Source organism: Rickettsia endosymbiont of Nabis limbatus, from assembly GCF_965196655.1.
Taxonomy (GTDB): Bacteria; Pseudomonadota; Alphaproteobacteria; order Rickettsiales; family Rickettsiaceae; genus Rickettsia.
In genome coordinates this window covers 373,485-393,064 of record NZ_OZ239771.1, presented here as the reverse complement: position 1 = coordinate 393,064, position 19,580 = coordinate 373,485, and the positions used below count along the sequence as shown (strand labels likewise).

Genomic DNA, 19,580 nt, shown 5'->3' with positions numbered 1-19,580 from the left:
TATGACGGAATTAAATAAGTTAAGTGTAGCAGATAGCCTAAAAGGCTTAAAGAATAAAGAATTTACAAGTAAAGAATTAGTTAATGCTCATATTAAGCAAATAGAAAAACATAAAAACCTAAATGCTTATGTTACTGAGACTTTTGATTTAGCTTTAAAGCAAGCAGAGGCAGCTGATCAAAATTATGCCAAAAATCAGTCAAGAACTCTTGAGGGGATACCTTTTGCTGCTAAAGATCTTTTTTGCACAAAAGGGATTAGAACAACCGCTTGTTCTAATATATTAAGAGAGTTCATTCCTAATTACGAATCAGGTGTTACGCAGAATATTTTTAATAAAGGCGGGGTAATGCTCGGTAAAACCAATATGGACGAGTTTGCTATGGGATCAGCAAATATTACTAGCTGTTTTGGTAATGTAATTAGCCCATGGAAAGCAAGCGACGATAATGCTGATTTAGTTCCAGGCGGTTCCTCGGGCGGATCAGCTGCCGCAGTAAGCGGCTTTATGGCTACTGCTGCTCTTGGTAGTGATACAGGTGGTTCGGTACGTCAACCGGCAAGCTTTACCGGTTTGGTTGGATTCAAGCCTACATATGGATGCTGCTCAAGATACGGTATGGTATCGTTTGCAAGTTCTCTTGATCAAGCTGGTATATTTACCCGAAGCGTTTTAGATAGCACTATTATGCTTGAAGCGATGATGGGTTTTGATGAAAGAGATTCTACTTCTATTAAGGCGGAAGTACCGCAGCTACAACCAGCTGTCGGCAGTTCTATAAAAGGCATGAAAATAGGTGTACCTTTAAGCCTTGGAGAAGGCGGAATTATCGAACCTGATATTATGAAAATGTGGCACTCTACTATAGAGCTACTTAAGAATGCTGGTGCTGAGATAGTTGATATTTCTCTACCACATGCTAAATATGGTGTGGCTGTTTATTATGTTATAGCACCCGCTGAAGCTTCTTCAAACTTATCTAGATATGACGGCGTAAGATATGGGCTTAGAGTAGAGAAAGAAAATATGAGCCTAGATGAGATGTATGAAATAACAAGATCTTCCGGATTTGGTGATGAAGTAAAACGTCGTATCATGATCGGGACATATGTACTTTCTTCTAGCTTTATGGATGCATATTATTTAAAAGCACAAAAAGTGCGTAGGCTTGTTGCTGATGATTTTAATAATGCTTTTGCAAAAGTAGATGCTATTTTATTACCATCTGCTCCAACAGAAGCATTTAGAATCGGTGAAAAGCAAAATGACCCAACTATTATGTATTTAAATGATTTATTTACTATTCCTGCAAGTTTAGCAGGGCTGCCTTGTGTTTCAGTACCAGCAGGCTTATCAAATATAGGACTACCACTTGGTATGCAAGTTATAGGTAAGCAATTAGATGAATATAATGTTTTAAGAGTAGCATCTGCCATAGAAACAGGTGTTAAACATATCAAATTTGAGCCGGTAGGGTTTTAGTTATGGCATATATTGAAGGTAATAGTGGAAAATGGGAGTATGTAATTGGGTTTGAAATTCATGCTCAAATTTCCTCAAAATCTAAGCTTTTTTCAGGCAGCAGTACAACATTTGCAGCAAGCCCAAATTCACAAGTATCCTATGTTGATGCGTCAATGCCAGGTATGCTACCAGTGCTTAATGAGTATTGTGTTCATCAAGCAATTAAAACAGGTCTTGGGCTTAAAGCAAAGGTAAATAAATATTCGGTATTTGATCGTAAGAATTATTTTTATGCCGATCTGCCGCAAGGTTACCAAATCTCTCAATTTTACTATCCGATAGTGCAGGATGGTACTATGGAAATACAAACAAGTACTGGTGAGCTGAAAACTATCCGTATTAATCGCCTGCATCTAGAGCAAGATGCTGGTAAGTCTATGCATGATCAATCACCGCATTATAGCTTTATAGATTTAAACCGTGCAGGTATTGGGCTTATGGAAATCGTAACTGAACCTGATATATCTTCACCCGATGAAGCAGCAGAATTTGTTAAGAAGCTAAGAAGCTTGCTTCGTTATGTTGGTAGCTGTGATGGGGATATGGAAAAAGGTTCGATGCGTTGTGATGCTAATGTGTCAGTAAGGCGTGCAGGTGAACCACTCGGGACAAGATGCGAAATTAAGAATATTAACTCAATTCGTAATATTGTCAGAGCTATAGAGTTTGAAGCTAAAAGGCAAGTAGATTTGATTGAAAATGGTGAATCTGTAATTCAGGAAACACGTTTATTTAATGCTGATAGCGGTGAAACAAGAACTATGCGTTCGAAAGAAGAAGCAGCTGATTATCGCTATTTCCCTGATCCGGATTTATTACCGGTTATTCTTTCTGATGAGCTAATAAATGAATTAAAAGAAAGTTTACCTGAGCTACCGGATGAGAAGATAGATAAATATATAACCAAATTCGGTTTAAGCAAATATGATGCTGAAGTAATCGTAGCTGATGAGTCGGCTGCTAAATATTTTGAAGAAGCAGCAAATGAATGCGATCCTAAATTGCTTGCCAATTGGTTAATTAATGAATTATTTGGACAACTTAATAAAGCCTCAGCCGAAATAAGCGAGTGTAAAATTACGCCTAACGATTTTGCGAAATTAATCAAGTTGATAGAAGATAATACCATATCCGGTAAAATTGCTAAGACTGTTTTTGAAATTATGTTTGAAACCGGTAAAGCAGCTGATAAAATTGTAGAAGAGCAAGGGCTAGTACAAGTTTCAGACTCTAATGTACTAAATACTGTAATTGATGAAGTAATAAGCGAAAATCCTGATTCGGTTGAAGGATATAGAAATGGTAAAGATAAATTATTTGGCTTTTTCGTTGGTCAGGTGATGAAGAAAACTGGTGGCAAGGCAAACCCTGGACTTGTAAATCAGCTTTTGAAAGAGAAGCTTGGTTAGCATCATTGCAAGGATATGTACAGATCGAAAGATGTCATCTCGTGGCTTGCCCTTGGGATGACATACAATAAAAACCATTCAAATTTAAAATATTACTTTTTATGAAGTTTCTTAAAGTACTTTTATTATCTTTATTATTAATTTCTTGTGAAAAAAAAGAGCAAGAAGCAACTTTGATTGTTGGAACTTCAGCAGATAACCCACCCTATGAATTTATTCAAAATGGTGAAATTGTTGGGATTGATATAGATATTATCAACGCAATAGGCGAGTGTTTAAATAAAAAAGTCATCATAAAGAACTTTGACTTTAATGGCTTACTTGCAGCTTTGGTAAGCGAAAATATCGATATTGCAGTTGCAGAACTTTCAGTAACACCAGAACGTGCAGAATATATTAGTTTTTCCGATAATTATGCTACAGCAAAATTTGCTGTATTATACAGGTTAGAGGACAATGTACAAAGTATTGCTGATCTAGATAATAAAATAATCGGTGTACAATTAGGTAGTGTATTAGAAAAAAAAGCTGAAGAGCTTTCTAAAACAATGAATATTAAAGTTCATTCCTTAGCAAATAGTTTAATGTTAGTTGAAGAATTAAAAGCTAAAGTCGTAGATGTTATTATTTCTGAAGAGTTTCAAAATAAAAAGTTGCAAGAAGCAAATCCAAATTTAGCAAGCTATACTTTAGAAGAATTTTCTTCAGAATTTGCTCTAGGTTTGTCTAAAAACTCAGGATTAATTAAAGAAATTAATGAAACAATAGATTCATTAAAAAAAGATGGCACTATCAATAAAATTATGAAAAAATGGCTGGGACGGTAACAGAAAATCAATTTAAAGATGCTATGAGCTGTTTTCCTGCCGGAGTGACAATCATAACTACTAATTTAAACAATAAATTTTTTGGCTTTACTGCTAGTTCTTTTACTTCCGTATCTTTAAAACCACCATTAATATTATTTTGTCTTAATAAAAATTCTTTCAGCATAAAAAGTTTTGAAAAAAGTAGTAAATTTGCCATTAGTATTTTAGCAGACAATCAAGTTGATATTTCAGAACATTTTGCTAGGTCGCATACTGATAAATTTACATATATTTCTTATGAGCTTGGTTCTGCTACTTCTTGTCCTTTGATAAATGGAGCTGTTTGTCATATAGAATGCCTAAAACATGCCACCTATGATGGTGGTGATCATATAATTTTTGTTGGGGAAGTAATAAATACTGCTATTAAAAACGATTTAAAACCTCTAATATATCATCATAAATCTTATACAAATTTAGAATAAAATTAACATGATAAATATAGGACTTAGCGGTGCTACCGGTAAAATGGGCAGAACTATCTTAGAAAGAATGGCGAATTTTAAAGATTGTAAAATCTCAGCAAAATTTAATAGCACCCATGATTTACACGAGCTAAATGATTTGTGTAAAAATTCTGATATAGTTATTGATTTTTCTACTCCTGAAATATTAGAAAAATTGGTTGATGGTGCTTTAAAATATGATACCAAATTAGTAATTGGAACTACCGGTCTTACTTCCTCCCACTTGAAACTTTTAGAAAAAGCAGCAAAAACCTTATCTATTTTATATTCTGCAAATATGAGTATAGGTGCTAATTTACTTGGTTATTTAGCAAAAGAAGCAACAAAAATATTGGATGATTACGATATTGAGATTTTAGAAGCTCATCATCGTGCTAAAAAAGATTCCCCCTCAGGTACTGCTATTATGCTTGCTGAAATGATTACAGCTGAAAAAGAACTAGATGTAAAATTTAACCGAGGTAATAAAACAAGAAGAAATAATGAAATCGGTATTTCTTCGCTTCGTGGTGGTAATGTACACGGCACTCATGAAATATTTTTTCTAGGCGATGATGAAACTATTACTTTAAAGCATGAAGCTCTTAATAAAAATTCTTTTGCAGATGGGGCAATAAGAGCGGCAATCTGGTTACAAGATAAACAAGCTGGGTTATATTCTATGGTCGATTTTTACAAAAATTTAATTAATTATCACTTGAAAAAGCCCGTTTAAAGGACTATATTTATATTATATAAACATAATCTTAAGGTTTCTTATGATCGATTATACAAAAACTTTGACAGCTTCATCATCTAAAAACAAAACTTTTGATGAAGGTCTTAGAAAATATATGCTTAAAGTATATAATTATATGGCTTTAGCATTACTACTAACCGGCTTAGCCGCAGTAACAACTATATCAGTTGAGCCCTTATATAATTTAATGTTCCAAACAGGTTTTGGAACGCTTATAATGTTTGCACCTCTTGGCATCGCTTTATATTTCTTTATGGGATTTGGGCGTATGAATTTACAAACAGCACAAATATTATTTTGGGTTTATGCCGCTTTAACAGGTATGTCTCTTGCATATTTAGCTCTTGTCTATACCGGCGAATCAATAGCTCGTACTTTCTTTATTTGTGCTTCTGTTTTTGGAGCAATGAGCCTATATGGTTATAGCACAAATAGAGACTTAACTTCTATGGGGTCATTTTGTGCAATGGGTCTTATAGGTATTATAATCGCCTCACTAGTTAATATGTTCTTAAAAAGCTCTGGTCTTTCTTTTGCTACTTCTCTTATAGGAATAGTTGTATTTATGGGTTTAATTGCTTGGGATACTCAAAAAATTAAATCTATGTATTACATGGCAGGAAATGATGAAACAGGACAAAAGCTTTCTATTATGGCAGCTTTCACATTATATCTAGACTTCATAAATCTTTTCTTATATCTAATGAGATTTTTAGGTAATAGAAGAGACTAAAATATACATTCGTTTTATTTGACTCTTTCGCTGATAATCTTCCCCATAGCGGCATTATTCCGTGGATCAAGAGTCATCATTGCGAGGAAATTACGAAGTAATTAACAAAGCAAGGAAGTATAAAAAACGCTAACTTATAGCATTTTTTATTATTTTTCTGGATTACCACGCGGACAATGCCGCCACATAATGATGATTATAGCCAATACTTCAAAGCAGAAGAGTATACCACGGATAAATAAACACTTCAAAAGTTGATATACGAAGATCAACTTGAAAAAGAGCAAGGAGTCTATAAGTCGAGGAGCGGAGCACTTAATACGTAAGCACCGCAGAACTTATAAGGCGACGTAGCCAATTTTTCAAGTTCATCGAGTATATAATTAAAAATCTGTTACTTTTTCTTTATGTTGCCAGTCACCATATCTTGTTGGCTCTAGACCTTTAGCCCCACCGATTTCTTTTGGCATTTCTTTTTCCTTTGGCAAATTTTCTTCTTCTAATATATTATCTTTTTTATTATCCATGACATTATTTATGAAATTTAATCGTATCTATATTAATAACCATCTAGCTGAAAATATCAAGGTAGAATTAGGAAGTGATCACACCCATTATATTAAAACTGTATTACGTCTTAAGGTAAATGATCAATTTCGAATTTTTAACGGCACGGATGGAGAATTCCTTGCACAGATTACGAAACTAGAACACGCGAGTTTCGTATTCAAAAAGTCGCTGTATAGCTGATAAACAGTGGGTTACGGGGATATTGATAATACTGTTTTTGTTATAAAGTGAGTACAAAATACAAATTGCTAATTAAAATATGGTATTTATAGTATAAGAAAAAAGTTTATAGGTTATTGAAAAAACTTTAAGAGCAATAACCTATGATAATGGATTTTACAGAAATATTTTGTTACGTCGATGATTTTTTTCAAGAATTAGACAAGCATACAAATTCAATTACTAACCATAACAACAAATCTGGTCCTAAAAGTCGACTTAACAGAAGTGAGGTAATAACAATTATAATAGGCTACTGGCAGTCATCTTATGATTGTTTTAAGAATTATTATCTGAAGCAAATATGGATTTATCATCAAAGAGATTTTCAATTAGTAAGCTATAGTCAATTTATAAAAATAATAGGTCCACATTTACCACTATTAGTACTGATATTTAATTCTATTTTGGATCAGTGTGATGGCCTTTCTTTTGTAGATTCAAGTAGTATAGAGGTATGTAAGAGATACCGTATTTCAATGAATAAAGTGTTCGCCGGCATAGCAGCACGCAGTAAGACAACAAAAGGTTGGTTCTATGGACTTAAACTACATCTAATAATTAATAGAGCCGGTGGTATAGTTAAAGCATCTTTTAGCCCTGGCAATAAGGATGATAGAAAACAGCTGGAACTGATGATCAAAAATCTTTTTGGTAAAGTATTCGGAGATCGTGGTTATATTTCACAACAATTATTTCAACAACTTTTAGAGCAAGGAATTTTTATGGTAACTAGGGTAAAGAAAAATATGAAAAATAAACTTATGTCTATGTTGGATAAAATATTATTGCTTAAAAGAGCATTAATAGAATCTGTGTTTAGTAAAATTAAACTATTGGGGAAGTTTGAGCATTCAAGGCATAGATCAGTTACAAATGCCTTTGTGCATATGGTTGCAGCACTGATAAATTATCAAATGTCTGATAATAAACCTTCTATTACATCTCTCTTGATATGCTAAATCCTATGCTATATTAATTCGAAACTCGCGTTAGATAGAAATAACCTTACTATCATCATTCAAGAATGTTTAAGGAAAGCTTGTGCTGAATCTTCATTAACGCTTGCTATTGCTATAATAAAACAAGATAAATTAATGCTTGCGGTAAATATGGCTACGCAGCTTGGTGTAACTAAAATTGTTCCTTTAATTACTGAAAGATCCCAATTTAGATCAGTAAATATTGAGCGTTTGACAAAATGCGTTATTGAAGCAACAGAACAATCTGAGCGGTTAAGTTCTCCGGTAATAGAGCCTGCTATTTCTATACAGGATTATCTAAAAAAAACTAATAATTTTGTGCTATATGCAAACGAACATGAGAAAGAAGAAAATTCTATATTAAAACTTAACAAAGATATTACTGATATTTCTATTGTGATTGGACCAGAAGGCGGATTTACCAATGACGAGATTGCTTTACTTGCCTCATATAACAACACACATTCTATAAGTTTAGGAAAAAATATTTTACGGGCTGAAACAGCCGCCGTAGCAGCCCTTGCTCAAATACGGTTAGTTAAATATCATTCCTATCTGGGTGGGAATGACACTAAGCTTTAAATAAGCATCCGTGGTTATTGCAGAAATTACATAGGAACTATACTACTCCAATAAAAAAGCAATCCTATTTCCTATTGTAACATCAATATATTTTGTAGTAACAGGAAGCCCTTTGATCTCCATTTCTACATAGGTATCTTGTTTTGGAGGGATTTTTGCTTTGAGCTTTGTAATAGATACATATTCATCTAGAGCTCTATTATTACCATCTATTGCCTTAACCTTAATTAGAGGATTAGAGATTAAATAATCAGAGTTATTAGACAATTTGTAAAACATTTTAACAACCCCTTCACGATGCGAACTTCCTAATTTAATTTCCTCTATTTTTAGCTGATCATATTTGCTTAAGAATTTAAAACTATCTAGCAGTAATATAGCTAAACAAAAAATTATAAAGCTAGTCCATAATAATGGAAAGACATTATATTTTTGCTTAGGTGGAGTATATGGTAAAATCACTGGTACGTTTGCAGAAAATTGATTACCATATCCATTTTTAACAGGTGTTTTTACGGCTTCAAATTTATCTTCATCAAAATCACTTAATTTACTGGTATTATAATCTAATTTTTGATACCAGATATGCCTACATTTAGAGCATTTAACTCGTCGTCCGTTAACACCTATTTGATTATTTGAGACAATAAATTTTGTTTGACAATTGGGACAACTAATATACATAGTAAGTTTTTTTATATTTGACTTCATGATAAAGTTATTTATGATTTTTAGCAATATAACAGTTAAAAATTATGTTCCCACACATCAAAGAAATTGAAGAAGCTTGGCAAATAAAGGACAAGCTATTACAAAATTCTGCAAAACTTTCAGCATTAAAAAAAATATTGCACGATGTCATAGAAAGCCTAAATAAAGGTACTATTCGTGTTTGTGAAAGAACTGATAATGACTGGCAAGTCAATGAGTGGGTCAAAAAAGCAATCCTTTTATATTTTATGACGACCGAATCACAGCTTTATAATAATAATTATAATAGTTGGTATGATAAAGTTGCTCCTAAATTTGCTTTCGATGCCGAGCCTCACCAATTTAAAGAGGCTGGCATACGCAAAGTCCCGGGATCATTTGTTAGAACCGGCACATATATTGCTAAAAATGTCGTTATTATGCCGTCTTTTATCAATATAGGTGCTTATATAGATGAGGGAACAATGATTGATACATGGGCTACTATTGGTTCATGTGCTCAAATCGGTAAAAATTGCCATATTTCAGGTGGTACTGGAATCGGCGGAGTATTAGAACCTTTGCAGGCAAAACCTGTTATTATCGAAGATAATTGTTTTATTGGGGCAAGATCAGAAATCGCTGAAGGGATTATAGTAGAAGAAGGAGCAGTAATTAGCATGGGCGTCTTTATTGGAGCTTCTACAAAAATAGTTTACAGAGATAGCGGTGAGATTATATACGGCAGAGTACCAGCTTACTCTGTAGTAGTGCCAGGGGTATTACCTAATAAGGAAGCAGGTAAACCAGGGCTTTATTGTGCTGTAATCGTAAAACAGGTTGATAAAAATACGAGAGCTAAAGTTAGTATTAATGAATTGTTAAGGAGCTAAAAATGTCAAAAAATACTATTATACCTGCTAATAGAGCTTTTACTTTCACTGAAGAAGATGTGATTTATACTTTACATAATACTTTTGATAAATCTTTAGCATTAAATGATCAAAAAAAATTCTTATAACAAAAGATTAGATATAGCTAAAGATTACTACCAAAAATGATACTATCCCATTCAATGATAAAATTAATACAAGCTACGCCGAAATAACTAAGTCGTCATTAGGTGATGAATTTATAGGCAATGGCGTTGGATTTGATCAAAAATCGGTAGATAAGGTTGGAAATGTTTTATGGAAGTTAGATGTAATAGTTGAGATTTTATCTTACATTTAGTAAAATAAAATGATACTCCTCGCAGCAGAGCTACGAGGTATCTATCCAAAAAGGTTTAACTGTTTTTGTTGAAATGCTTTATAAGAAGGTTTGCCTGAACCTTGATTTTTTACATAATTACGTAATTTCCGCTCATCACCATGTTTACCTACTGTGCTCATAAAATATCCTTTACTCCAAAACTCACTTCCCCATAATTTTTCTTTAAGATTTGGATATTTCTTAAACATTTCCTTAGATGTAATACTTTTTATGATTTGAGTTATTTTTGTTGGGCTATACATTAGTATTGACTGTAGTAAAAAATGTACATGTTCTTTATCTACTCCTATTTCCAAAAATCTAATTTCATAACGAGCTTCTATGTCCTCACAAATTTTACATAAATAATCGTCTAGTTCCTCATTGAATATTACTCTTCTATACTTTGCCGGTGTTACTAAATGATATATTAGTACTGTGACATTATCACTTTTATGTATATAACTGCTTTCTTCCATGCATCTAGTATATCACGAAGCAGACCTTCGGGGAATTAAACCCTAAGAGATTAAATTTACAGTAGTCTTGGATTTGGGAATAACTTCAAAACCTTTAAATAGGAAGAATTCTTTATTTGGTATAGAGCTATTAAGAGCATTTTCTAGGTCTTGTGTAAGTAAACTTGATATACTACTTGCATAAGCTTTGAGTAACACTTTATATTCTTTTTTCTGATAATATATTAAACAATAATAGGTTGAAATATTAAAAATAAGAAAAATCAAAATGCTATAATACAAGAAACTATCTTAATAATAGTATGTTTCACTAAATACCTTTATCTATTTTAGTGCATTGTTGTTATGTGGATAGAAAAGCATACTAGATGTTATTTAATTGTTTTCCGTCGTTGCTAAGAATGTATAAAAACTTTTTTAGAATCATGCAACAAGGTTGCTCAAGCAATTAGATGACATTATATTTGACTGGATTGACTCATTTTGTTCGCCAAGCCCATGATGATTGGGTATCATAACGCAATATTGTCATGGTATGACGCATTTCTCTAATGATTCATGCAATAAAATCTAGTTAAAAATGATATAGATATTTTTTAACAAAGCCGTCCAAATCCTTTAATGATAAAGGAAAAACCAAAATCATACAACAGTGCATCTATTTTAGGGAAAAATTTTATAGTTTTTCTACTAAAAGTCAACTTTTAAATGTAAAGTTATATAAAAAGTTTAATTACATGCTTTATTTTACTACTATTATGATATTAATGTAATAAAAATAAAATTTCGTCATATACTTTTCTGCGTTTTTTGTAATTATATCCATATTACCTAATATTGTTTTAGTGTTCCTAAAAATGCGTGACTTTACCACGCTTGAAAGTACAGAACTTATATAGTTATTAGCAACTTGGTCAATAGATTCTTTAATTATTAGTATATCCATTAATTTTTAATATTTCTCAGCTATAACATAATATATTTCAAATGTGGGGTTATCTTCATTTGGTTCAATATTAGTGATTAAAGCAAATTTGGAAATATTATAAATATCATCATCTAAATGAGCCTTATCCGAGGTGATACAATTTAAAAATTCTTTTGAAAAACTTTGGTTATTTGATTAAGTTACTTTTAATCTTTTTTACTTGTGATGTATGATTTATAAAATAGCTAACAGGTGTAACAAGATTAGATATTTGTTCCCTTGCGAATATATTCTTACTAATTAAGAGTATAATAGTCAGTAATATATATTTTTTTATAATCTTTGCTAATTCTAATTTTAGATGTAAATATTTAGGATTTTTTCGATTAAAAGTCAATAAAATTTGATTACAATACAAAATTAATGCTGCAACTTTTAATTTTCAACTAGATTATCTTGACTAAATCATAATAACATGCTCTTATTTCATTTATAATCAAACTAATAATAAAATTAATTTGATTTATTAAGAAAAATTTATTATACTATTAATTTTTATTAACATATTAATTGATCAAGATGGAAAATCAGACACAAAAATTTATATCTTTTTCAGAACACAAAGCTGATATAGAGCGAATAAAACAAGCAATAGAAGAAGGTTGGGCAATAGTAAAACTAGTGCCTAATAAGGGACGTTTTATTGGTCTTTTGGAAAAAATTTCACATGCAGAAGATGATGAAACTGTATATATCCCACCAAGAAAAAAATATTAGTCAATTAATATTTTTTTCTAAAATTTATGTCATCATTTCCTTTTACTCTTTTCTTTTAAAAGTGGTATAAAATTGTTATTTTAAAAGAAAAGAACTTTATAATGCCATCATTCGAACAAACAAAAATCTTACCTTATAAACCTCAAGAATTATTTAATTTAGTTTGGGATATAAAATCTTATCCTAAATTTCTACCTTGGTGTGTAGCTAGCAGAGTGATTTCAGAAAATAGCGAGGAAGTCATTGCGGATCTTGTGATTCAGCTGAAAGGTTTTTCAGAAAGTTATCGTTCTCATGTTACTAATAAAATAATAGATGATAAAGAATATTTGATTAATACGTTGGCTATTTCGGGTCCTTTTAAGTATTTAAAAAGTACTTGGCAATTTACTTCTCATCCTATAGGGACTGAGCTAAAATTTTTTATTAATTTCGAAATGAAGTCTAGAATGCTTGAGAAATTAGTTGGTAGCTATTTTATTAAAGTAACCGAAAAAATGATTACAGCTTTTGAAGAAAGGGTGAGAGGAATTATTAAGTAAGGTAAAGAAACTTTAATTTTACCTTACTTAATTGATAGAAAACTTATAATACAGCTTCTATAGCATTTCCTGATAACTCTGTAATAGTTGAGATTTTATCTTACATTTAGTAAAATAAATTAATCTCTTAGGGTTTAATTCCCCGAAGGTCTGCTTCGTGATATACTAGATGCATGGAAGAAAGCAGTTATATACATAAAAGTGATAATGTCACAGTACTAATATATCATTTAGTAACACCGGCAAAGTATAGAAGAGTAATATTCAATGAGGAACTAGACGATTATTTATGTAAAATTTGTGAGGACATAGAAGCTCGTTATGAAATTAGATTTTTGGAAATAGGAGTAGATAAAGAACATGTACATTTTTTACTACAGTCAATACTAATGTATAGCCGAACAAAAATAACTCAAATCATAAAAAGTATTACATCTAAGGAAATGTTTAAGAAATATCCAAATCTTAAAGAAAAATTATGGGGAAGTGAGTTTTGGAGTAAAGGATATTTTATGAGCACAGTATGTAAACATGGTGATGAGCGGAAATTACGTAATTATGTAAAAAATCAAGGTTCAGGCAAACCTTCTTATAAAGCATTTCAACAAAAACAGTTAAAACTTTTTGGATAGATACCTCGTAGCTCTGCTGCGAGGAGTATCATTTAAATGGAGATAAGAAATGAACTTAAATCAAAAAATAATAAAGCCAAAATTGGGATTACTAGAACTCGCTAAGAGTCTTGGTAGCATATCATCAGCATGTAAAGCGATGGGCTATAGCAGAGATAGTTATTACAGATTTAAAGAACTGTATGAAACTGGTGGTGAAGAAGCGTTGTATGAGATTAGCCGGAAGAAGCCAATAATAGCGAATAGAGTTGATCCAGCGATAGAGAAGGCAGTAATGGATATGGCAATAGAATATCCAGCATATGGACAGATTCGAGTATCAAATGAGCTTAAGAAGAGCGGTATACTTGTATCACCTGGAGGAGTGAGATCAATTTGGTTACGTAATGATTTAAACAATATCAATAAAAGGCTTAAAGCATTAGAAGCAAGGATGGCTCAGGATGGTATTGTACTTACTGAATCTCAGTTACAAGTACTAGAGAAACGACGTAGCGAAAAAGAAGCCCATGGCGAGATTGAGACACAGCATTCAGGTTATCTAGGATGCCAAGATACATATTATGTAGGAAATTTTAAGGGTATAGGTAAGGTTTATTCTCAGGTATTTATTGATAGCTATAGCAGAGTAGCTGATGCTAAACTATATACTGATAAAACAGCTTTAACTGCTGCTGATATGCTTAATGACCGCGTGTTACCATGGTATGAAACTCAAGGCATACCAATACTTCGTATTCTGACAGATTGTGGGTCAGAATATAAGGGAAATATAGAGCATCATGCTTTTGAATTATTTCTAAGTATCGAAGGTATAGAACATACTATTACTAAAGCATATTCTCCTCAAACAAATGGTATGTGTGAACGTTTTAATAAAACTATGAAACAAGAATTCTTTGATACAGCTATGCGGAAAAAGATCTACACTGATCTTGATGATTTACAATTAGATCTTGATATTTGGTTAGAGCATTTCAATAATGAGCGACCACATTCAGGAAAATATTGTTATGGTAAAACGCCTATGCAAACTTTTAAGGATAGTAAGAAATTAGCTATTGAAAAGAACAATGAAATCTTATATCTTGAATACTCATCTGACAGTCATAATTTATCAGATATTCAGATATAATTTTTATAGTGCCTGTAAGATCAAATCTTGACTTCTACATAAACAAAAGTTGCAGCTGCAGCTGCTCCGTTTACTGCACATAAAGCACCTTCATAAACTGTAGATCCTGCATCATATAATGCATGAGCAGTATTTTTTATGCACTCTACTACATTTTCCGAATTAGCAGCTACTGTAACCGCTACAGTACACACCATACTAGCTGTAGGATGGAAAAATATTGTACTAGCAAGGCTTTTTACTATTACACGCGAGTTTCGTATTCAAAAAGTCGCTGTATAGCTGATAAACAGTGGGTTACGGGGATATTGATAATACTGTTTTTGTTATAAAGTGAGTACAAAATACAAATTGCTAATTAAAATATGGTATTTATAGTATAAGAAAAAAGTTTATAGGTTATTGAAAAAACTTTAAGAGCAATAACCTATGATAATGGATTTTACAGAAATATTTTGTTACGTCGATGATTTTTTTCAAGAATTAGACAAGCATACAAATTCAATTACTAACCATAACAACAAATCTGGTCCTAAAAGTCGACTTAACAGAAGTGAGGTAATAACAATTATAATAGGCTACTGGCAGTCATCTTATGATTGTTTTAAGAATTATTATCTGAAGTAAATATGGATTTATCATCAAAGAGATTTTCAATTAGTAAGCTATAGTCAATTTATAAAAATAATAGGTCCACATTTACCACTATTAGTACTGATATTCAATTCTATTTTGGATCAGTGTGATGGCCTTTCTTTTGTAGATTCAAGTAGTATAGAGGTATGTAAGAGATACCGTATTTCAATGAATAAAGTGTTCGCCGGCATAGCAGCACGCAGTAAGACAACAAAAGGTTGGTTCTATGGACTTAAACTACATCTAATAATTAATAGAGCCGGTGGTATAGTTAAAGCATCTTTTAGCCCTGGCAATAAGGATGATAGAAAACAGCTGGAACTGATGATCAAAAATCTTTTTGGTAAAGTATTCGGAGATCGTGGTTATATTTCACAACAATTATTTCAACAACTTTTAGAGCAAGGAATTTTTATGGTAACTAGGGTAAAGAAAAATATGAAAAATAAACTTATGTCTATGTTGGATAAAATATTATTGCTTAAAAGAGCATTAATAGAATCTGTGTTTAGTAAAATTAAACTATTGGGGAAGTTTGAGCATTCAAGGCATAGATCAGTTACAAATGCCTTTGTGCATATGGTTGCAGCACTGATAAATTATCAAATGTCTGATAATAAACCTTCTATTACATCTCTCTTGATATGCTAAATCCTATGCTATATTAATTCGAAACTCGCGTTATTACCTTTGCAAATTCTGGTAAAGCAAACCCAAAAGCATATCCTGTCATTACTGACCCAGATATTTCTTTAAAAGTAATAAGGCCTAAAAGAATTTGTGGTAAAGTTTTTACGGCATAACCTGCTGCTTCAGCAAAATGCTGACCACAATTTATAGCTGATTCTTGAGTATTATAAAGGTGTGTTTCACTGCTACTAGCAAAATAAATGATACTCTTCGCAGCAGAGCTACGAGGTATCTATCCAAAAAGTTTTAACTGTTTTTGTTGAAATGCTTTATAAGAAGGTTTGCCTGAACCTTGATTTTTTACATAATTACGTAATTTCCGCTCATCACCATGTTTACCTACTGTGCTCATAAAATATCCTTTACTCCAAAACTCACTTCCCCATAATTTTTCTTTAAGATTTGGATATTTCTTAAACATTTCCTTAGATGTAATACTTTTTATGATTTGAGTTATTTTTGTTGGGCTATACATTGGTATTGACTGTAGTAAAAAATGTACATGTTCTTTATCTACTCCTATTTCCAAAAATCTAATTTCATAACGAGCTTCTATGTCCTCACAAATTTTACATAAATAATCGTCTAGTTCCTCATTGAATATTACTCTTCTATACTTTGCCGGTGTTACTAAATGATATATTAGTACTATGACATTATGACTTTTATGTATATAACTGCTTTCTTCCATGCATCTAGTATATCACGAAGCAGACCTTCGGGGAATTAAACCCTAAGAGATTAAACCCTAAGAGATTAAACATTTTAGAAAACATTAACTCTCTCCATTGTTAAGTTAAATTACCATATTTCATGATTCTCAAAGTTTGAGTAAAAACTACCATAAAGTATAAGTAAATAAATGTCAATTATTAAGTTAAATATTGTTAATAATTTATTTCTTATTTAAAGCAACTAAGTAAATTTCTGTTGATTCTTTGCGACTAGATGATGGTTTGAAATGTTTGACGGTAGAAAATTCACGTTTAACTTTATTTAAAAGCTCATTTTCAGCTCCGCCACGAAAGATTTTGGCAATAAAATGACCGGAAGGGTTTAAGACTTTTAAAGCAAACTCAAAAGCTTGCTCGCATAAAAGTAAAGTTCTTATATGATCGGTAGCTTTATGACCTATAGTATTTGATGCCATGTCACTCAGTACTATATCAGCTTTGCCTTTTAAAGCTTGTATAATCAATTCTTCAGTATCTTTTTCAAAGAAATCTTTTTGAAAAGACTCTACTCCAGGAATTGGCTCAATTTTAAGTAAATCAACTGAAATTATTTTATTTTTTAAATTACCATCAGTGGCTTTAATAAGTTTAGAAGCTACTTGACTCCATCCTCCTGGGGCTGCTCCTAAATCTACTACTTTCATATTTGGGGTAAAAATTTTAAATTTTTCATGAATTTCAAGAAGTTTATATGCAGCTCTTGATCTAAAGCCTTCAATACGTGCTTTTGCAACATAAGGATCATTTAGCTGACGCTTTAGCCAGTTACTAGAAGAAACAGTACGTTTTTTAGAAGTTTTAACTCTAACAAACTTATTCCTATAGCCGCTTAAATTATTTGTCATAAAATCTTTTATTTTCGTGTGCTATTTTATCTAATACAGAATTAACAAAGCCTATTTCGTGATCATTTAGCATATCATTTGCTATATCTGTGTATTCATTAATTACTACTTTAGCAGGTATATCTGGAAAAAATAATAATTCACATATACCACTGCGTAATAAAGCTTGTAGCAAAATAGGTATATGATTTTGGTTTTTATCATTTACCAGATGATTACTTATAATTTCATCTATTTTATCAATATTTTCAAATACCAACTTTACCAACATTTTAAAATGACTTATAGTTAGTGATATTTTTACTGGTGAATCAGTCATAGAAGTATCGTTGCGATAAAAAGAAAGTACATTTTCTATTATATCATCTATATTGTCATTGTTCCGTAACATATGTTGATATATAGCTTGTATTGCTGCAATACGTGCAATCGACTTCTTATTGATTTTATTTGAACTCATAAAAAGAAATAAAGTTTTAAATTTAGTATACTATACTTTAAAACTACTTATTTGTATACTCGTTTAATCTCTTAGGGTTTAATTCCCTGAAGGTCTGCTTCGTGATATACTAGATGCATGGAAGAAAGCAGTTATATACATAAAAGTGATAATGTCACAGTACTAATATATCATTTAGTAACACCGGCAAAGTATAGAAGAGTAATATTCAAAGAGGAACTAGACGATTATTTATGTAAAATTTGTGAGGACATAGAAGCTCGTTATGAAATTAGATTTTTGGAAATAGGAGTAGATAAAGAACATGTACATTTTTTACTACAGTCAATACTAATGTATAGCCCAACAAAAATAACTCAAATCATAAAAAGTATTACATCTAAGGAAATGTTTAAGAAATATCCAAATCTTAAAGAAAAATTATGGGGAAGTGAGTTTTGGAGTAAAGGATATTTTATGAGCACAGTAGGTAAACATGGTGATGAGCGGAAATTACGTAATTATGTAAAAAATCAAGGTTCAGGCAAACCTTCTTATAAAGCATTTCAACAAAAACAGTTAAACCTTTTTGGATAGATACCTCGTAGCTCTGCTGCGAGGAGTATCATTAATAAAAAATTATGTTATCTATAGTCGGATTTATTATAACAATTAGTATCTTGGTGCTTATCCACGAGCTAGGGCATTATGCAGTTGCAAGATTCTTTAATGTAAAAATCGAAGAATTTTCGATAGGCTTCGGCAAAGATTTAATCGGTATTACAGACTCAAAAGGGGTTAGGTGGAAAATTTGTTTATTGCCCCTTGGGGGATATGTTAAGATTTATGGTTATGATCGAAACATTATGGATAAAATGCAAGAAATAAATGAAAAAGTAACGTTTTATGCTAAATCCTGTTTTGAGCGTTTTTTAATAGTTGCAGCAGGACCTTTAATTAATTATTTACTTGCCATAATAATATTTGCCGGATTTTATTTTTGCCTTGGTAAAGTAGAAATTCAGCCTGTAATAGGAGAGGTAATAGCTGAATCACCAGCAGAAAAAGCTAATTTACGAGAGGGTGATAGGATTATTAAAGTTAATAATAAATTAGTTAAAGATTTTAGTGATGTACAAAAAGAAATACTAATTGGCGGTTTAAATTCTTCTACTTTATTAATAGAGCGAAAAGGTGAAGAATTTACTGTTAGTATAATGCCTAAAGAAGTAGTGGTAGAAAAAGCTAGAAAAATACTGCGTATTGGTATTATGGCTAAAAATGAACCAGTTCATACTAAAGTAGGTATATTATCGAGCTTATCAGAGGCTATGTCTGATACTATAGATATATCGGCTGTAACTTTAAAAGCAGCATCACAAATGATTGTAGGAAAGCGATCAGTAAGCGAAATAGGAGGTCCGGTAGCTATTGCAAAAGAATCAGGGAGAACTTTAGAACATAGTATAGAGATGTATTTACTATTTATAGCAATGCTTTCAGTAAATTTAGGACTACTTAACCTACTACCTATACCAGTACTTGATGGTGGTCATTTAGTATTCATATTATATGAAGCCGTGACGGGTAAATTACCGAATATCAAAGCTAGAAATATTTTATTACAAATAGGAATAATGATAATAATTTTTCTAACTGTAATTTCTTTTTCTAACGATATAAAAAATTTATTCTCTTAAGTG

At 31.5% G+C, this 19,580-nt stretch carries 21 protein-coding genes and 4 pseudogenes; 18 read left to right on the top strand and 7 right to left on the bottom strand.

Annotated elements, in window-relative coordinates; genetic code table 11:
* Nucleotide 1: 1 nt before the first annotated feature.
* From gatA to ACOAL3_RS02305, 6 genes are all read left to right on the top strand, one after another.
* The gene (gene gatA, locus ACOAL3_RS02330; protein ID WP_419235275.1) at nt 2-1,483 is read left to right on the top strand and encodes an Asp-tRNA(Asn)/Glu-tRNA(Gln) amidotransferase subunit GatA; all 1,482 of its coding nucleotides are present in this window, start codon (nt 2-4) and stop codon (nt 1,481-1,483) included.
* 2 nt (nt 1,484-1,485) lie between these two features.
* Nucleotides 1,486-2,934: an Asp-tRNA(Asn)/Glu-tRNA(Gln) amidotransferase subunit GatB gene (gene gatB, locus ACOAL3_RS02325; RefSeq protein ID WP_419235274.1), complete on the top strand. Its 1,449-nt coding sequence runs from the start codon at nt 1,486-1,488 to the stop codon at nt 2,932-2,934.
* Nucleotides 2,935-3,035: 101 nt separating this feature from the next.
* The gene (locus ACOAL3_RS02320; RefSeq protein WP_419235273.1) at nt 3,036-3,761 is read left to right on the top strand and encodes an ABC transporter substrate-binding protein; all 726 of its coding nucleotides are present in this window, start codon (nt 3,036-3,038) and stop codon (nt 3,759-3,761) included.
* Nucleotides 3,746-4,228 (top strand): flavin reductase family protein, encoded by a 483-nt coding sequence (locus tag ACOAL3_RS02315; RefSeq protein WP_419235272.1) that lies wholly within the window; start codon nt 3,746-3,748, stop codon nt 4,226-4,228. Before ACOAL3_RS02320 ends, ACOAL3_RS02315 begins: the two co-directional genes overlap by 16 nt.
* 7 nt (nt 4,229-4,235) lie before the next feature.
* Nucleotides 4,236-4,985, top strand: a complete 750-nt coding sequence (gene dapB, locus ACOAL3_RS02310; RefSeq protein ID WP_419235271.1) for a 4-hydroxy-tetrahydrodipicolinate reductase — start codon at nt 4,236-4,238, stop codon at nt 4,983-4,985.
* A gap of 43 nt (nt 4,986-5,028) precedes the next feature.
* Nucleotides 5,029-5,742 carry a Bax inhibitor-1/YccA family protein gene (locus tag ACOAL3_RS02305; protein WP_419235270.1) on the top strand — a complete coding sequence of 238 codons (714 nt, stop codon included), beginning with the start codon at nt 5,029-5,031 and terminating at the stop codon, nt 5,740-5,742.
* Nucleotides 5,743-6,125: 383 nt separating this feature from the next.
* Here the strand turns inward: ACOAL3_RS02305 and ACOAL3_RS02300 are convergent.
* Nucleotides 6,126-6,251, bottom strand: a pseudogene (locus ACOAL3_RS02300) (DUF1674 domain-containing protein); the annotation flags it as partial.
* Nucleotides 6,252-6,279: 28 nt separating this feature from the next.
* Here ACOAL3_RS02300 and ACOAL3_RS02295 point away from each other — a divergent pair.
* The 3 genes and pseudogenes from ACOAL3_RS02295 to ACOAL3_RS02285 all read left to right on the top strand — a co-directional run.
* Nucleotides 6,280-6,450, top strand: a pseudogene (locus ACOAL3_RS02295) (RNA methyltransferase PUA domain-containing protein); the annotation flags it as partial.
* Between the two features lie 185 nt (nt 6,451-6,635).
* The gene (locus ACOAL3_RS02290) at nt 6,636-7,493 is read left to right on the top strand and encodes an IS982 family transposase (RefSeq protein ID WP_419234519.1); all 858 of its coding nucleotides are present in this window, start codon (nt 6,636-6,638) and stop codon (nt 7,491-7,493) included.
* A gap of 30 nt (nt 7,494-7,523) precedes the next feature.
* Nucleotides 7,524-8,096: pseudogene (locus ACOAL3_RS02285) on the top strand (16S rRNA (uracil(1498)-N(3))-methyltransferase); the annotation flags it as partial.
* A gap of 42 nt (nt 8,097-8,138) precedes the next feature.
* Here the strand turns inward: ACOAL3_RS02285 and ACOAL3_RS02280 are convergent.
* Complete coding sequence (locus tag ACOAL3_RS02280; RefSeq protein ID WP_419235673.1) at nt 8,139-8,780, bottom strand: MJ0042-type zinc finger domain-containing protein; 642 nt, start codon at nt 8,778-8,780, stop codon at nt 8,139-8,141.
* Nucleotides 8,781-8,851: 71 nt separating this feature from the next.
* Here ACOAL3_RS02280 and dapD point away from each other — a divergent pair, with 71 nt between their 5' ends.
* Nucleotides 8,852-9,679 (top strand): 2,3,4,5-tetrahydropyridine-2,6-dicarboxylate N-succinyltransferase, encoded by an 828-nt coding sequence (gene dapD / locus ACOAL3_RS02275; RefSeq protein WP_419235269.1) that lies wholly within the window; start codon nt 8,852-8,854, stop codon nt 9,677-9,679.
* 2 nt (nt 9,680-9,681) lie between these two features.
* Nucleotides 9,682-9,807, top strand: coding sequence for a hypothetical protein (locus tag ACOAL3_RS02270; protein WP_419235268.1), 126 nt, complete (start codon nt 9,682-9,684; stop codon nt 9,805-9,807).
* Nucleotides 9,808-10,060: 253 nt separating this feature from the next.
* Here the strand turns inward: ACOAL3_RS02270 and tnpA (ACOAL3_RS02265) are convergent, their stop codons facing one another.
* On the bottom strand, nt 10,061-10,519 hold the full coding sequence (gene tnpA, locus ACOAL3_RS02265; protein ID WP_419235267.1) for an IS200/IS605 family transposase: 459 nt from the start codon (nt 10,517-10,519) through the stop codon (nt 10,061-10,063).
* Nucleotides 10,520-12,026: 1,507 nt separating this feature from the next.
* On the opposite strand from tnpA (ACOAL3_RS02265), the gene ACOAL3_RS02260 reads away from it, so the two are divergent.
* From ACOAL3_RS02260 to ACOAL3_RS02245, 4 genes are all read left to right on the top strand, one after another.
* On the top strand, nt 12,027-12,224 hold the full coding sequence (locus ACOAL3_RS02260) for a DUF2674 domain-containing protein (RefSeq protein WP_419235266.1): 198 nt from the start codon (nt 12,027-12,029) through the stop codon (nt 12,222-12,224).
* 101 nt (nt 12,225-12,325) lie between these two features.
* Nucleotides 12,326-12,766: a type II toxin-antitoxin system RatA family toxin gene (locus ACOAL3_RS02255; protein WP_419235265.1), complete on the top strand. Its 441-nt coding sequence runs from the start codon at nt 12,326-12,328 to the stop codon at nt 12,764-12,766.
* A gap of 173 nt (nt 12,767-12,939) precedes the next feature.
* The gene (gene tnpA / locus ACOAL3_RS02250; protein WP_419235264.1) at nt 12,940-13,398 is read left to right on the top strand and encodes an IS200/IS605 family transposase; all 459 of its coding nucleotides are present in this window, start codon (nt 12,940-12,942) and stop codon (nt 13,396-13,398) included.
* Between the two features lie 49 nt (nt 13,399-13,447).
* Nucleotides 13,448-14,533 (top strand): IS481 family transposase, encoded by a 1,086-nt coding sequence (locus ACOAL3_RS02245; protein ID WP_419234789.1) that lies wholly within the window; start codon nt 13,448-13,450, stop codon nt 14,531-14,533.
* Nucleotides 14,534-14,553: 20 nt separating this feature from the next.
* Here ACOAL3_RS02245 and ACOAL3_RS02240 read toward each other — a convergent pair whose 3' ends face one another.
* A complete protein-coding gene (locus tag ACOAL3_RS02240; protein WP_419235263.1) occupies nt 14,554-14,730 on the bottom strand; it encodes a hypothetical protein in 177 nt (58 codons plus the stop codon).
* A 232-nt stretch (nt 14,731-14,962) separates the two neighbouring features.
* Here ACOAL3_RS02240 and ACOAL3_RS02235 point away from each other — a divergent pair.
* Nucleotides 14,963-15,820: pseudogene (locus ACOAL3_RS02235) on the top strand (IS982 family transposase).
* Between the two features lie 271 nt (nt 15,821-16,091).
* On the opposite strand, the gene tnpA (ACOAL3_RS02230) reads toward ACOAL3_RS02235, so the two are convergent.
* From tnpA (ACOAL3_RS02230) to nusB, 3 genes are all read right to left on the bottom strand, one after another.
* The gene (tnpA, locus tag ACOAL3_RS02230; RefSeq protein WP_419235262.1) at nt 16,092-16,550 is read right to left on the bottom strand and encodes an IS200/IS605 family transposase; all 459 of its coding nucleotides are present in this window, start codon (nt 16,548-16,550) and stop codon (nt 16,092-16,094) included.
* Between the two features lie 204 nt (nt 16,551-16,754).
* On the bottom strand, nt 16,755-17,438 hold the full coding sequence (locus ACOAL3_RS02225) for an RlmE family RNA methyltransferase (RefSeq protein ID WP_419235261.1): 684 nt from the start codon (nt 17,436-17,438) through the stop codon (nt 16,755-16,757).
* Nucleotides 17,428-17,898 (bottom strand): transcription antitermination factor NusB, encoded by a 471-nt coding sequence (gene nusB / locus ACOAL3_RS02220; RefSeq protein ID WP_395476589.1) that lies wholly within the window; start codon nt 17,896-17,898, stop codon nt 17,428-17,430. Before nusB ends, ACOAL3_RS02225 begins: the two co-directional genes overlap by 11 nt.
* A 117-nt stretch (nt 17,899-18,015) precedes the next feature.
* On the opposite strand from nusB, the gene tnpA (ACOAL3_RS02215) reads away from it, so the two are divergent.
* Together tnpA (ACOAL3_RS02215) and rseP are read left to right on the top strand one after the other, a co-directional pair.
* On the top strand, nt 18,016-18,474 hold the full coding sequence (tnpA, locus tag ACOAL3_RS02215; RefSeq protein WP_419234857.1) for an IS200/IS605 family transposase: 459 nt from the start codon (nt 18,016-18,018) through the stop codon (nt 18,472-18,474).
* 44 nt (nt 18,475-18,518) lie between these two features.
* Nucleotides 18,519-19,577, top strand: coding sequence for an RIP metalloprotease RseP (rseP, locus tag ACOAL3_RS02210; RefSeq protein ID WP_419235260.1), 1,059 nt, complete (start codon nt 18,519-18,521; stop codon nt 19,575-19,577).
* The last annotated feature ends 3 nt before the right edge of the window (nt 19,578-19,580 follow it).